The sequence below is a fragment of the Notoacmeibacter sp. MSK16QG-6 genome (assembly GCF_024158145.1).
Taxonomy (GTDB): Bacteria; Pseudomonadota; Alphaproteobacteria; order Rhizobiales; family Rhizobiaceae; genus Notoacmeibacter.
This window is the reverse complement of record NZ_JAMYXM010000006.1, coordinates 65,240-78,559: the sequence shown is the minus strand read 5'-3', so window position 1 is coordinate 78,559 and position 13,320 is coordinate 65,240. Positions and strand designations below refer to the sequence as shown.

Sequence of the window (13,320 nt, the reverse complement as noted above, 5' to 3'; positions counted from 1 at the left end):
GGCAACCTCTCTCTATGCGCATAATTATCTGCGGCGCCGGTCGCGTTGGCTACGGCATTGCCGAACGACTGTCGTCGGAAGAACATGACGTCACGGTTATCGACACGGCCGTCGATCTGGTGCGTCAGGTTCGCGACACGCTCGACGCCAGGGGCATTGTCGGGCATGGCTCGCACCCCGACATTCTGGAACAGGCAGGCGCGGCTGACGCCGACATGATGATCGCCGTCACCCTGCACGACGAAGTGAACATGGTAGCGTGCCAGGTCGCGCATTCGCTGTTCGATGTGCCGACCAAGATTGCGCGTATTCGTGCCCAATCTTATCGCCAGGGCGCATATCAAGACCTCTTTTCTCGCGATCACATGCCGATCGACGTCATCATTTCGCCAGAACAGGAAGTCGGTGAAATGGTGCTGCGGCGGATCGCCATTCCAGGCGCAACCGATGTCGTTCGCTTCGCCAATGACAATGTGGTCATGGTCGCTATCGAATGCGCGGAAGAATGTCCGGTCGTCAACACCCCACTCAGCCAGCTCTCCGACCTCTTTCCGGATCTGCGCAGCACCGTGGTTGGCATTCAGAGAGGCGAGCGCCTCTTCATTCCCCATTCCTCCGACCAGATGTATGCCGGCGATACGGCCTATGTCGTCGCAGACACCTCGCAGGTGAAACGCACCCTAGCGCTTTTCGGTCACGAGGAGCCGGCTGCGCGGCGCATCGTCATCGGCGGCGGCGGCAATATCGGCCTTTACGTCGCCAAAGCCATTGAGACGCGCGGCACGGGTGCGAGGGTCAAGATCATGGAGGCCAACCGCGAACGGGCGGCGCTCATCGCCGACCAGTTGCGCCGAACGGTTGTTCTGCACGGTAGCGCGCTCGACCAGAACCTGCTGATCGAGGCGGATGTGGCCGATGCCGATCTGTTCGTGGCGCTGACCAATGACGACCAGGTCAACATCCTCTCCGCCGTGATGGCCAAACGGGTTGGATGCGGTTCGAACCTCGTCCTGATGAACAACCCATCCTATCACGAATTCTCGCGGCTTCTCGGCATCGATGCCTTCGTCAATCCACGATCGGTGACGATCAGCCGCGTTTTGCAGCATGTGCGCCGTGGGCGCATCCGTGCCGTGCATTCAGTACAGAAGGGTGCGGCTGAGATTATCGAAGCCGAAGCGCTGGAGACGTCGCCTCTGGTCGGTACGCCGCTGCGCGAGGCGAACCTGCCACCCGGAGCCCGGATCGGCGCGATCTACCGGAACGGCAAAATCATTCGGCCGACAGGGGAGACCAAGATCAAACCTGCCGACAGGATCGTGATCCTCGCCATGCAGGAGGCGGTTCGCGATGTCGAACAGGTGTTCCGCGTCAGTCTGGAGTTCTTCTAGGCGAAAGAGCGTTCTGCACTGAATACGCTGGCCGGTTGCGCAGTCGCCGTCAGTTTGATAACCGCGCAGACCGCAGCCGATCTGTTGTCCGGGCAGAGAAGCGATTATGATGAACCGGATCACGGGGGGCACTGGCAGAGATGCAGTGAAAAAAATGGCAGATCGATCGCAAAATCTCCAAGACCTTTTTCTAAATACTGTCCGCAAGAACAAGACCTCGCTGACGATCTTTCTCGTCAATGGCGTCAAGCTCACCGGCGTCGTGACGTCCTTCGACAATTTCTGTGTTTTTCTGCGGCGGGATGGCCATTCGCAACTTGTTTACAAGCACGCCATTTCAACCATCATGCCGAGCCAGCCCGTACAGCTCTTCACGGGTGAAGTGGACGAAGGCTGATTGACAGATCATCTCGAGGACGGCGAAGAAGACGCCAAGCGAAAAGGACCGGTCGCGTTTCAGATCGTCAATGACGATGCGCCGACACGCGCCGTCACGATAACGCCTGTTCTTCCGTCCCGTTCAAAAGACCGAGTTTCCGATGGCGCGGAGCCGGAGAGCCGTCGCGAACCTGCCGCACGGCAGGAGGAGACCATAGGCCTTGCCGAGGCCATCGGTCTGGACATCCGCCACAGCGAAATTGCGCAGGTCAACCGGCCCCGTCCCGGAACATTGCTCGGCAGCGGCAAGATAGAAGAACTCGCGGCAATAGTGGGTGAAACAGACAGCGAAGTCGTCATCGTGGATCATGCGCTGTCGCCGGTTCAGCAGCGCAACCTCGAGCGCGAGCTGAAGGCGAAGGTGCTGGATCGAACTGGGCTTATTCTGGAAATTTTCGGTGAGCGGGCCCGCACGAAAGAAGGTACGCTTCAGGTTGAGCTTGCACATCTGGAGTATCAGCGTGGACGGCTGGTGCGATCCTGGACTCACCTTGAGCGCCAGCGGGGCGGCGCAGGCTTTCTTGGTGGACCTGGCGAAACGCAGATCGAAGCGGACAGGCGCATACTCCGCGAGAAGATAGGCAAGCTGAAACGAGAGTTGGAACAGGTGCGCCGCACCCGTGAACTGCATCGCGCCAAACGCCGCAAAGTTCCCTACCCGATCGTTTCAATCGTCGGTTATACCAACGCTGGAAAATCTACTCTTTTCAATGCATTGACCGGGGCAGGGGTGCTCGCGCAGGACATGTTGTTCGCCACGCTGGACCCAACCCTTCGGCGCCTGAAACTGCCGCACGGTACGGATGCGATCTTTTCGGATACCGTCGGTTTCATATCTGAATTGCCAACGCATCTGGTGGCCGCGTTCCGAGCCACGTTGGAAGAGGTCGTCGAGGCCGATCTCATCATTCACCTGCGCGACATGTCCGATCCCGACGCCAACGCGCAAGCCCATGATGTTTCTGCCATTTTGGCTGATCTCGGCGTTAAGGTAGACGATGACCGTAAGGTTTTGGAAGTCTGGAACAAGATGGACCGCCTTCCGCCGGAAGCGCGCGCCCATTGGGAAGAGCAGGCCATGGCAGGTCATACTGTAGCGATCTCTGCGATTGAGGGCAGGGGGATCGATGATCTTCTCGCCGCCATCGAAGAGCGCCTGGCTGGCGCCATTCGAACGATGTCGCTGACATTATCACCGACCGAACTACGACATCTCGACTGGATCTATTCCAACAGCGATGTTCGTGCGCGAACTGATGAAGAAGACGGATCGGTGACACTTGAGCTTGCCCTTACGGGCGAAGCCATGGTGACACTGCAGAGACGTATCGACCGTACGCTCTGACGCATCTGCTTTTGCTCCACCCGCTAACTTTTGAGCTTTTCAGCCTCTTTCGCCGCTTTCCAGGCCTCTTCCATCTCGTCGAGACTAGCCTCATCAAGCGATGATCCCGCGGCCAGCACCGCTTTTTCGACGGATGTCAGCCGCCTGACGAATTTCCGGTTAGTTCCGCGCAGAGCGTCTTCGGCATCTATCTTCAAATGGCGCCCAAGATTGACGAGCGCAAAGATCACATCGCCGAGTTCGTCCTTCCGGTCCGATTTGTCGCCGCTCTCGATCGCCGCACGAAGCTCGCCGATTTCTTCCTCGATTTTGTCTAGAACTTCATTCACTTCCGGCCAATCGAAACCGAAAGCGGCGGCCCGCTTTTGCAGTTTTTCGGCACGGCTCAGAGCGGGCAGGGCGCGCGGCACTTCGCCGAGAGGGCCGTTCTTCACCTCCGTTGGCAGTCCGGCGGCAATCTTTGCCTGACGTTTTTCGGCTCGTTCCTCAGCCTTAATATCATCCCACATAGCGTTGACCTCATGGACCGGCTTCGGACCAGCGTCGCCGAAAACATGTGGGTGACGACGGATCATTTTGCGGGAAACCGCCTCGACAACGTCGCCGAAATCGAAATGGCCTGCCTCATTCGCCATCTGCGAATGGTACACGACCTGCAACAGCAAATCGCCGAGCTCATCCTTTAGATCGACCATGTCGTCGCGCTCTATGGCATCGGCGACTTCATAAGCCTCTTCGATCGTATACGGCGCGATAGAGCGGAAATCCTGTTCGATATCCCATGGACAGCCCGTCTCTGGATCACGAAGGCGCGCCATGATCGATAGCAAATCCTTGATCTGTTTCGTCGCGATCATTGCGTCATCCAATCTGCTGTTTTCATAGAGGTAACGCCGCCAAGGCTGACCGGAAGGCGTTTTCACGATAAAGCAAGGTCGTTCCACAGCTAATGACAGGACGATTCGTGGCAGGCATCATCATATCGATCGGCGGTTTGTTCGGGTTCTTCGGCGTCGCTGCAGCCGCCTATTCGGCGCACGGCTCTGCGGACAGCCGGCTGACTTCTGCCGTCGCGCTCATTTTGCTGGCTCACGCGCCTGCGCTCGTCGCTCTCGCCAGCCACTTGCCGCGTTCGAAAGCCATCGCGATCGCCATCGTCCTAATCATCGTCGGCGCCAGTCTTTTCTCTGGCGACGTCATGCTCAAAGCGCTCGGCCGGGAAGGGCTGTTCTGGCGCGCTGCGCCGACCGGCGGCATCGCATTGATGGCAGGTTGGCTGGCCGTGGTCGTTGCCGGCTTTCTGCACCGGGGCTGATCTGTTAGCCTCATCCACTAAATATATGAGTTTCAACATCCAATGGCTTTGACCGACCATCTCGCCAACCGGGCGTCCGAAATCGCCGAATGGCGTCAGGATATTCACGCAAACCCCGAACTGCTGTTCGATGTGCATCGGACGGCCGGTTTCGTGGCCGAGCGGCTGGAGGCTTTCGGATGCGACGAGGTTGTAACCGGCATCGGGCGAACGGGCGTGGTCGGGCTTATTCATGGGCGGAATGGAGCTGTTGGCAGGACCATCGGCCTCCGGGCTGATATGGATGCGCTGCCCATCGCTGAGACCACCGGTGTTCCATGGGCATCGAAAGTCCGTGGGAAAATGCACGCTTGTGGCCATGACGGTCACACCGCAATGTTGCTGGGCGCAGCGCGCGAACTCTGCGACGAACGCAATTTCAACGGCACCGTGGCCGTGATCTTTCAGCCGGCTGAAGAGGGCGGTGCGGGTGGCCGTGTCATGGTCGAAGACGGTCTGATGGAGCGGTTTTCCATCGATCAGGTTTTCGGGATGCACAATTTGCCCGGCCTGCCGGTGGGGCAATTTGGCATGCGAACCGGGGCAATCATGGCATCCGCCGATTATCCGGAAATCGAGATATTGGGGAAGGGCGGCCACGCCGCCATGCCGCACACTACCGCCGACCCCATGGTCGCCGCCGCGCAGATGATCGTGTCGCTGCAAACCGTGGTTTCGCGCAGTACGGACCCGCTGGAAGCCAATGTGGTTTCGATCACCAAGCTCACCGCCGACAGTTCGGCGTTCAACGTCATTCCGGAACGCGTCACATTGGGCGGCACGGTGCGCACATTATCACCGAAGGTACGCGACGAGACAGAGGCCAATGTCCGTCGGGTCGTCGAAGGTGTCGCAGCGGCGCACGGCGTCGGGGTGACGTTCCGCTATCGGCGCGGCTATCCGGTTACCGTGAATAACGCCAGCGCCGTAAGAACGGCCATCGCCGCCGCCCGCAAGGTCGCAGGTGACGATGAAGTGATCACGGACCATCCGCCGATGATGGGCGCGGAAGACTTCGCCTACATGCTCGAGGCGCAACCGGGTGCCTATATCTTTGTCGGCAATGGCAATAGCGCAGGTCTGCACAGTCCCAATTACGACTTCAATGACGATGCGATACCGCACGGTGTTCGCTATTGGGTTGCGTTGGCTGAAACGGCGCTCAACGAAAATCTCTGAACAATTTAGAACGGCAGAGCCGCTTTATCTGCAAAGGGCACCTTGTGTCTGCCCATCAACACCATCACTGTAATTGGCATAATATTGGTTATGGAACTTATATGTTATGCTAAGGCGTTGAAATGATTCATAGTGTAAGCGCACTTCGTCTGATGTGGATTTGAGAATCGAAATGGCGCATGGCTTAAGCCGCACCGCGCATTGTTCTCAACGCGTCCGCTTACTCAGCGATCGGCAGTTCGACGACCAGCCCGTCATAGCCGGGTTCAACATGGTCCGGCGTCTCAGCCATAACCGTATCGTAGTCGAGCGGTGTGTGCATATGCGTCAATACGGCGCGCTTTGGCTTCAGATGGTCGACCCACTCGACTGCTTGTTCGAGGCTGAAATGACTTGGATGCCGCCGATACTGAAGAGCATCGATGACCAGCAGATCGAGACCGTACAACTCGGCAATGCTCTCTGCCGGCCAAGCCGATACGTCAGTACAATATGCCATCGGTCCGATACGAAAGCCCAGAGAATGGATCGAGCCGTGCTCCTGATAAAGCGGCAGAAACGAGATCGACCCTCCGTCGCCTTCGATTGAAAACGGTTCACCGGCGGCTATTTCGTTTCGGCGCAAAATCGGCGGGTAAGCCGATCCCGGCGGCGTTTGATAGACATATTGGAAGCCATCGAAAATGCGCTTGAAGGTTGCGGCATCGGCATAGGTTTCGACCAGCGCGCCCTGCGTCAGCCAATACCCGCGAAGATCGTCGATTCCGTGCAAATGGTCGGCATGAGCGTGTGTGTAAACGACGCCATGAAGCTCCGACACGCCGGCCTGGATCATTTGTTGACGAAAGTCAGGTCCGGTATCGATCACCACAGTGGTCATCTGACCGTCTTCGGTGATGCGCTGGATCAGTGCCGACGCACGCTGCCGGCGGTTCTTCGGCTGACCGGGGTTGCAGTTTCCCCAGTCACCTGTCAGGCGCGGCACGCCCGGCGAAGACGCGCATCCAAGCATGGTGAAACGAAGCGTCGCCACGGTTTCAGCCCACCTCCGGCAATGGCGGCATCTTGCTAAAACAGCGCAGGCAGTTCTGCGTTGTCAGTGTGGCCATTCGTTCGGTATCGACGCCATGGCATTCGGCTAAAACTCTATTCGTTTCAGCGACATAGGACGGCTCATTGGTTTTGCCGCGCCAGGGTTGCGGCGCCAGATATGGCGCGTCGGTTTCGACCAATAATCGGTCTTGCGGGATATCTGATGCGATGGCCCGTAATTCTTCTGACCGTTTAAACGTCAAAATCCCGGAGAAAGAAACGTAACCGCCTAGTTCGATGGCCGTTTCGGCAAGCGGACGTCCGGCCGAGAAGCAATGCATGATGAAGGGGAAGGCCCCCTTCCCGCTTTCTTCACGCAGGATCGCCGCGATATCGTCGTCGGCATCGCGAGCATGGATGACGAGCGGCAGGCCGCTTTGTCGTGCGGCGGCAATGTGCGTGCGAAAACCGCGTTCCTGATCGTCTCGCGGCGCGTTGTCGTAGAAATAATCGAGTCCGGCTTCGCCGATTGCAACGCATTTGTCGTGCGCGGCATGGGTAAGAAGATCCTCAACCGTAACATCTGGCTCTTCCGCCGCCTGATGTGGATGGGTGCCAACAGAGAAGAATATCTGCTCATTGGCCTCGGCCAGCGCACGAAGCGCTTCCACACGTTTGACACGCGTCGAGATAGTGACCATGCGACGAATGCCAGCGTCCTTCGCCCTTGAAAGGACCCCTTCGAAGTCTTCCTGCAATTGCGGAAAATCCAGATGACAGTGACTGTCGATCAATGTCACGACTGTTAAGTCCCCTTCCCTTCCGCTTCGTCCTTCTCGACGAAACGTGGGAAGACGCCTGTCGGTTTCGGAAGCGATTGGTCTGCCTTCAGCTCAAAGGCCACATCGACATGTTCGAAGAAGCGCTCATTTGCCGGGACGGCTAGAAGATCGAGCAGCTTGCCTGCGGCTTCCGGAATGACCGGCTGAGCCAGGATCGCCAGAATTCGTAGCGTCTCAGCAGTTGTCCAGAGCACAGTCGCCATGCGGTCCGGATCGGTCTTCTTGAGCGCCCAAGGTTCCTGACCGGCGAAGTAGCGGTTCGCTTCCGACACGGCGCCGAAAATGGAGCCGAGCGCGGCGTGGATGCGTTGGTGAGCCATCGCCTCCCGCGCGTCTTTCAGCGCCCCCCTCGCCTGCTCCAGCATAGCGGTGTCTGCGGTAGTAAGGTCGCCGCGTCTAGGCACGACGGCGTCGCAATTCTTCGCGATCATGGACAGCGAACGCTGCGCCAGATTGCCCAGATCGTTGGCGAGATCGGCATTGATGCGCGCCACGATGGCCTCATGGCTATATGAGCCATCCTGTCCGAAGACGGTTTCGCGCATCAGGAAATAGCGGAGCTGGTCGCGTCCATAGGCCTCGACGAGATTGAACGGGTCCACGACGTTGCCGACGCTCTTGCTCATCTTTTCGCCCTTGTTGAGCAGGAAGCCATGCGCGAAAACCCGCTGCGGCAGTTCGACCCCGGCGCTCATCAGAAATGCCGGCCAGTAGACGGCGTGGAAGCGAATGATGTCCTTGCCGATGATATGCACGTTGGCAGGCCAACAAGCCCACTCTTCCGCGTTTTCGTCGGGATAGCCCGCGGCGGTGATATAGTTTGTGAGCGCGTCGACCCAGACATACATGACGTGATCGGTATTGCCGGGCACCGGCACGCCCCAGTCGAATGTCGTACGGCTGACTGAAAGGTCGTTCAGGCCGCCTTTGACGAAGCTTATGACTTCGTTACGCCGCTCGGCCGGTCCAATGAAATCCGGGTTTTTCTCGTAATGCTCCAGAAGCTTGTCGCCATAAGCGGACAGCCGAAAATAGTAGCTCTCCTCTTCCACCCATTCGACAGGGGAGCCCAAAGGCTCGCGACGAATCCCGTCGTCGCCAACCGTCGTTTCCTTCTCGTCGAAAAACGCCTCCTGCCGAACGGAGTACCAGCCGCCATAGGTGTCGAGATAGATATCACCGTTCTCTTCCATCTTACGCCACAGCGCCTGGCAGGCCTCGCGATGACGCGGTTCGGTGGTGCGAATGAAATCGTCATTCGAGCAACCCAAAACCTCGACCATCCGTTTGAAAACGGCGGAGTTGGTGTCGGCAAGTTCGATGGGCTCAATACCCTCGGCCAGAGCCGTCTGTTGCATTTTTTGGCCGTGCTCATCCGTGCCGGTCAAAAACATCACCGTTTTGCCATCGAGGCGCTGAAACCGCGCCAGCACATCCGTCGCCACCGCCGTATACGCATGGCCGATATGGGGAACGCCGTTCGGATAAAAGATCGGCGTGGTGATGTAGAAGCGATCGTCGCTCATCGTCTCTCTCGATTGGAATGCCGGTTTTCGACTTGCGGTCCAGATAAAGCAAGGTCTGGCTGCTGGAAACCCGTGCCTCGCCTTGAAAAGTCTCAGTCCCGAAAAATCAGTTCATGAACGTCGCGCAGGGATTTGATGACGTGATGCCGCCGGTCGAGATTATATGTCCGGACTGCTTCGACAGCTTCGTTGAACTGGCCATGGTAGACAGACAGGCGATTGGCATTCGCACTTTCGCCGGCCAGAGCCCGCGTGTGCGCGAGCTGCGTAAGCTGATCATCGACATAGCGATTGAACTGATCGAAGGCATCGTTGCTTCCGCGTCCGCCCACCGAGGCCGCGGCGGCCTGCGCCGTCTGCAGATCGAAAGCATTGTGTCTCAAAATGCCGTCGACCGCCTCGGCGATATCCAATCCACCGAATGCCAGAAGAAGAATAGCGCGCCGAACACTGCCCTCAGCCAATGCGCAAATCCGCTCGTAGTCGCCATCTGGCGGCTCAGCGACGCCGAGCCTGACAAGGGCCGTCTTCATGTCTTCCGCACCGAGAGGCGCAAGCCGCATCATCTGGCAGCGGGAGCGGATGGTAGGCAGCAAGCGGCCCGGAGCGTGGGTGATCAGCAGAAATAGAGTATTTTTTGGCGGCTCTTCCAATACCTTGAGCAGCGCGTTGGCGGCATGGATATTCATATCTTCGGCCGGATCGACAATGACGATCCGGTAGCCGCCGTCACCGCTCGTATGGCCCAAAAACCGGCCTATGGAGCGAACCTCTTCAGCGGTAATGCGGGTGCGGAACGTTTTCGATTTTGCATTGAATGGCCGGCGAATATGCATGATACCGGGATGGGCGCCGCTCGCCACCTGCCGGAAAAGGCTGTCCGGCACAGCGAAATCCGGCCCCGTGGCAGGCGCCTCGTTCCGTAACGGATGAAGAAGCAGATAACGCGCGAGCTGAAACGCCAGCGTCGCTTTTCCGATACCGAAGTGGCCGGCGAGCATCAGCCCCTGAGGCAGCCGACCATTCCGATAGCTGCCCTGAAGTCGATCCCACGCTTCGTTATGACCAATGGGCGCGCCGGACAGGGATGGCGGCGGTACGCCATCGAGGTCGTCATGGGCAGGCTGGGCCAATTCCTCGTCTGTCGCGATCATAATGACGATGACTGTTTGGCTACCGGAGAAAGATCGATGCCGAGACGCTCCGTGACAATTGCGGCGACCGCCTTCTCGACACGGTCCACCGTTTGGGATGCATCAATGATTGAAAAGCGGTCCGGCTCATCATTGGCCATTTGGAGAAACGCTTGTCGGCGTTTTTCCTGATCCTGCATGCGATCCGCCTCAAACCGATCCGGCTGTTCAGACCGACGTCTCGTATCCGCCCGGTCCATTCCCTCCTCGACATCAAGGTCGAGCAGAAGTGTAAGATCGGGTTTCAGGTCGCCGAGCGCCAGTTTCTCCAGAAGATCGAGTTCTTCGCCGGAGACCCCTGCCCCGCCCTGGTATGCCCTCGTCGAATCGATAAACCGGTCGCAAAGCACATCCTGCCCCTGCCGTAATGCGGGCCGGATCAACTGCCTGACATGGTCGGCGCGGGCGCTGGCAAACAGGCAAGCCTCCGCCAAGGGGCCAAGGGACTTCGCCTCTCCCGATAAAAGCGCTGCCCGAAGCGCTTCCGCAGCCGGCGTGCCGCCAGGCTCGCGCGTGACGCGGACGCTTCGCCCCGCGCGCTGCATGGTTCTGGCCAGGCACCGCATCTGCGTACTCTTGCCCGAGCCCTCACCACCCTCGAAGGTCAGAAAAAAACCTCTATGCTCCATGGTTCAGGCTTAGTGCGCGCCAGGCAGGAATGGCAATGGCCAAGGCGCAATCCTTTCAGGAATTCTTGATCAGGATGCTGTTGTCCATGGCAATTTAACGTTACGGAGCCAGCCAAAAGCCAGTTCGCCCAGCGCGTCGGCTGCGCGAGTGAACAACCCCTTGCTCGGCACATTGGCGGCCGCCAAAAGAGGCACGCTGACCGTCTGGCGGTCATTGACCCGAACCACGAGCCTGGCGATTTCATCACCGCGTACAACCGGGGCAGCTATCGGTCCCGAATACTCGATCTGAGCGGTCACGCCCTGCCCGTCTATCGGGATAAGCGGTTTGAATGTCTTGGCCAATTTCAGCGCAACCGTTTCGCTCGTGCCGCCATAAACCGGAACGGTCTCCACGATATCGCCGGCGCTATAAAGCGGCCTGCGCGCAAAATCTTCCAGCGCCCAATCGAGAAGCTTTCTTGTCTCCTGAAACCTCTCGTCACGGCTCGTCAGCCCACCCATTGCAAGAAAGACGCGCCGGTCTCCCGCCGCCTTAGTGGCGACAACACCGAACCCGAGCGATTCATTTTGCCCGGTCTTCAGGCCGTCGCCGCCGATGCGCGGCGACAATGCCGGATTACGATTGCGCTGGAAAACCTTATTCCATTCAAAGGCCGGTTCGGCGAAGATGGGCCAATATTTCGGGTAGGTCCGATGAATATGCCGGGCAAGCGTCACAAGATCGGCCATTGAGACAACCTGCTCCGGATCGCTTAAGCCAGATGCGTTGCGAAAGCTGGAATCGGAAAGACCCAGTTCCGCTGCGCGACGGTTCATGCGCTCGGCAAATTTTCCCTCCGACCCTTCGAGATTTTCCGCGATGGTGATGGCCGCATCGTTACCGCTTTGCACCACGATGCCGCGCAGTAGATCGATAACCGGCACTTCTTCCTTCGGCTTCAGGAACATTGCGACGGAACCGCTCGGCGCACCGCCGGTTCGCCAGGCATTTTCAGACACCGTAAAAATAGTGTCTTCGAGAACCCTGCCGGCCTTTAGTTCCGACAGAAGCACTTCAGCGGTCATGAGCTTGGTCAACGAAGCAGGCTCGACCTTCTGATGAATGTTGCTCGACAACAGGACGGTGCCATCCGCCTCATCCAATAGCAGAACCTGTTTGGCGGCCGTCTCTATTGGCTCAGCCAAAACAATCCGATCGGCCGACAAAAGGCAGAGCGCCAAGACCGATCCGCCAAATATTCGATAGATCATCGATTCTCTGACGATGTCGAAAGAATGCGTGCGAAAATGTTTTGCGGTGTCCAAGACGGTATCGCCATATAGCCAAGCGGATGAGCCGCGGTTTCATGGCCGAAACGCTCGCGGCTGACGGGTCGTTCTCGATGTTGGGGAGCGGTCTTGCTCTCTTTTTCCTGTTCGCTGCCCGGCAGCAGCTTCGCTGCACCTTTGTGAAGTGTCGCGACCCCCGCGCCAACTGCTTCTACACCGTCCCGTACCTGATCGGCCATCGCAACGGCTATCGACGCGCCAGGCAAACGGGCGGGCTTGGCGCCGTCCTCGCTATAGCTCGCCAACAGTTTCTGATTATCGACGCCGCCAAGAGGTGCCTTGCCGAGATATTCCAGTTTGATTTCGGTATGGCCCGCGCGGTGAAAGCCCAGCATCACAGCCGCTTTCTTGGAGAGATCCGCTACGCGATCGTGCGCGTAGGGACCACGATCGTTGACGCGCACGACCACCGAGCGGCCGTTTCTCATATTCGTTACACGCGCATAGCTGGGCAGAGGCAAGGTCGTGTGAGCGGCTGTCAGGGCATCCTGATCGAATACTTCGCCATTGGCCGTCATTCGCCCGTCAAAACCAGGTCCATACCAGGACGCACGGCCAATGCGCGTATAGCCCGGCTCGTCTTTCGGAACATAAAGCCGGCCCTTGATCTTATACGGCTTGCCTATTTTGTAACTGCCGCCACCGCGACGGAGCCGCGTTCGTTTTTCCAGCGCTGGCGCAACCGGCGAGGCAAATGCCTGCTCAAGCGGTAGAGCCGAGCCGGCCTCACCCTCTTTGTCTTCGAGAAGAGCCATTTTTTCTGCGCCCGACTCATCGCCGTCACCGGACTGGTCTGGTTTCTGGGAAGCACTAGCGGCGTTGTTGTCCGGTAGCGAAAACGATTTGGAGGCCTGGGGCGTCGAGGTGCAGGCAACAAGCACGCCGCTAGCAAAAATCAGGGCCGTTGCCGTTCCAAGGCCAGACAGGCGATCCATTGTTAAGCCCCTCGCAATCGCAGCGCCGGCAATTTGCCGGAACCCCCTCATAGTCATGATTCCGGTTTGCCGCCAGAATGCGGCGCTCAAGTGGCAAGGCTGTGGCTAATCGATCACGCTTGCG

General features: G+C 58.4%; 13 protein-coding genes. 5 read left to right on the top strand and 8 right to left on the bottom strand.

The features are described 5' to 3' along the window. Window positions 1-14: 14 nt before the first annotated feature. The 3 genes from trkA (at window position 15) to hflX (ending at window position 3,174) form a co-directional block, all read left to right on the top strand. The gene (gene trkA, locus NIM86_RS15160; protein ID WP_253383357.1) at window positions 15-1,391 is read left to right on the top strand and encodes a Trk system potassium transporter TrkA; all 1,377 of its coding nucleotides are present in this window, start codon (window positions 15-17) and stop codon (window positions 1,389-1,391) included. Window positions 1,392-1,545: 154 nt separating this feature from the next. After that, window positions 1,546-1,788, top strand: coding sequence for an RNA chaperone Hfq (gene hfq / locus NIM86_RS15155; RefSeq protein WP_253383355.1), 243 nt, complete (start codon window positions 1,546-1,548; stop codon window positions 1,786-1,788). 63 nt (window positions 1,789-1,851) lie between these two features. Next, the gene (gene hflX / locus NIM86_RS15150; protein ID WP_253383490.1) at window positions 1,852-3,174 is read left to right on the top strand and encodes a GTPase HflX; all 1,323 of its coding nucleotides are present in this window, start codon (window positions 1,852-1,854) and stop codon (window positions 3,172-3,174) included. 23 nt (window positions 3,175-3,197) lie between these two features. On the opposite strand, the gene mazG is transcribed toward hflX, so the two are convergent. Then, window positions 3,198-4,031 carry a nucleoside triphosphate pyrophosphohydrolase gene (mazG, locus tag NIM86_RS15145; RefSeq protein ID WP_253383353.1) on the bottom strand — a complete coding sequence of 278 codons (834 nt, stop codon included), beginning with the start codon at window positions 4,029-4,031 and terminating at the stop codon, window positions 3,198-3,200. Between the two features lie 107 nt (window positions 4,032-4,138). Between mazG and NIM86_RS15140 the strand changes: the two genes are divergently transcribed. Together NIM86_RS15140 and NIM86_RS15135 are read left to right on the top strand one after the other, a co-directional pair. Further along, complete coding sequence (locus NIM86_RS15140; protein ID WP_253383351.1) at window positions 4,139-4,489, top strand: DUF423 domain-containing protein; 351 nt, start codon at window positions 4,139-4,141, stop codon at window positions 4,487-4,489. 42 nt (window positions 4,490-4,531) lie between these two features. Beyond that, window positions 4,532-5,707: a M20 aminoacylase family protein gene (locus NIM86_RS15135; RefSeq protein WP_253383349.1), complete on the top strand. Its 1,176-nt coding sequence runs from the start codon at window positions 4,532-4,534 to the stop codon at window positions 5,705-5,707. Between the two features lie 220 nt (window positions 5,708-5,927). Here NIM86_RS15135 and NIM86_RS15130 read toward each other — a convergent pair whose 3' ends face one another. From NIM86_RS15130 to NIM86_RS17220, 7 genes are all read right to left on the bottom strand, one after another. Beyond that, the gene (locus tag NIM86_RS15130; protein ID WP_253383489.1) at window positions 5,928-6,719 is read right to left on the bottom strand and encodes an MBL fold metallo-hydrolase; all 792 of its coding nucleotides are present in this window, start codon (window positions 6,717-6,719) and stop codon (window positions 5,928-5,930) included. A 25-nt stretch (window positions 6,720-6,744) separates the two neighbouring features. After that, complete coding sequence (locus tag NIM86_RS15125) at window positions 6,745-7,539, bottom strand: TatD family hydrolase (protein ID WP_253383347.1); 795 nt, start codon at window positions 7,537-7,539, stop codon at window positions 6,745-6,747. Window positions 7,540-7,544: 5 nt separating this feature from the next. Further along, window positions 7,545-9,152: a methionine--tRNA ligase gene (gene metG, locus NIM86_RS15120; RefSeq protein ID WP_371872923.1), complete on the bottom strand. Its 1,608-nt coding sequence runs from the start codon at window positions 9,150-9,152 to the stop codon at window positions 7,545-7,547. A gap of 47 nt (window positions 9,153-9,199) precedes the next feature. Then, window positions 9,200-10,261 carry a DNA polymerase III subunit delta' gene (locus tag NIM86_RS15115; RefSeq protein WP_253383343.1) on the bottom strand — a complete coding sequence of 354 codons (1,062 nt, stop codon included), beginning with the start codon at window positions 10,259-10,261 and terminating at the stop codon, window positions 9,200-9,202. Then, window positions 10,258-10,929: a dTMP kinase gene (tmk, locus tag NIM86_RS15110; protein WP_253383341.1), complete on the bottom strand. Its 672-nt coding sequence runs from the start codon at window positions 10,927-10,929 to the stop codon at window positions 10,258-10,260. Before tmk ends, NIM86_RS15115 begins: the two co-directional genes overlap by 4 nt. Window positions 10,930-10,998: 69 nt before the next feature. Then, complete coding sequence (locus tag NIM86_RS15105) at window positions 10,999-12,183, bottom strand: D-alanyl-D-alanine carboxypeptidase family protein (protein WP_253383339.1); 1,185 nt, start codon at window positions 12,181-12,183, stop codon at window positions 10,999-11,001. Continuing rightward, entirely contained in the window at window positions 12,180-13,196 is a 1,017-nt protein-coding gene (locus NIM86_RS17220; RefSeq protein WP_305884467.1) for a septal ring lytic transglycosylase RlpA family protein, read from the bottom strand. The genes NIM86_RS15105 and NIM86_RS17220 overlap by 4 nt, the downstream gene beginning before the upstream one ends. Between the last annotated feature and the right edge of the window lie 124 nt (window positions 13,197-13,320).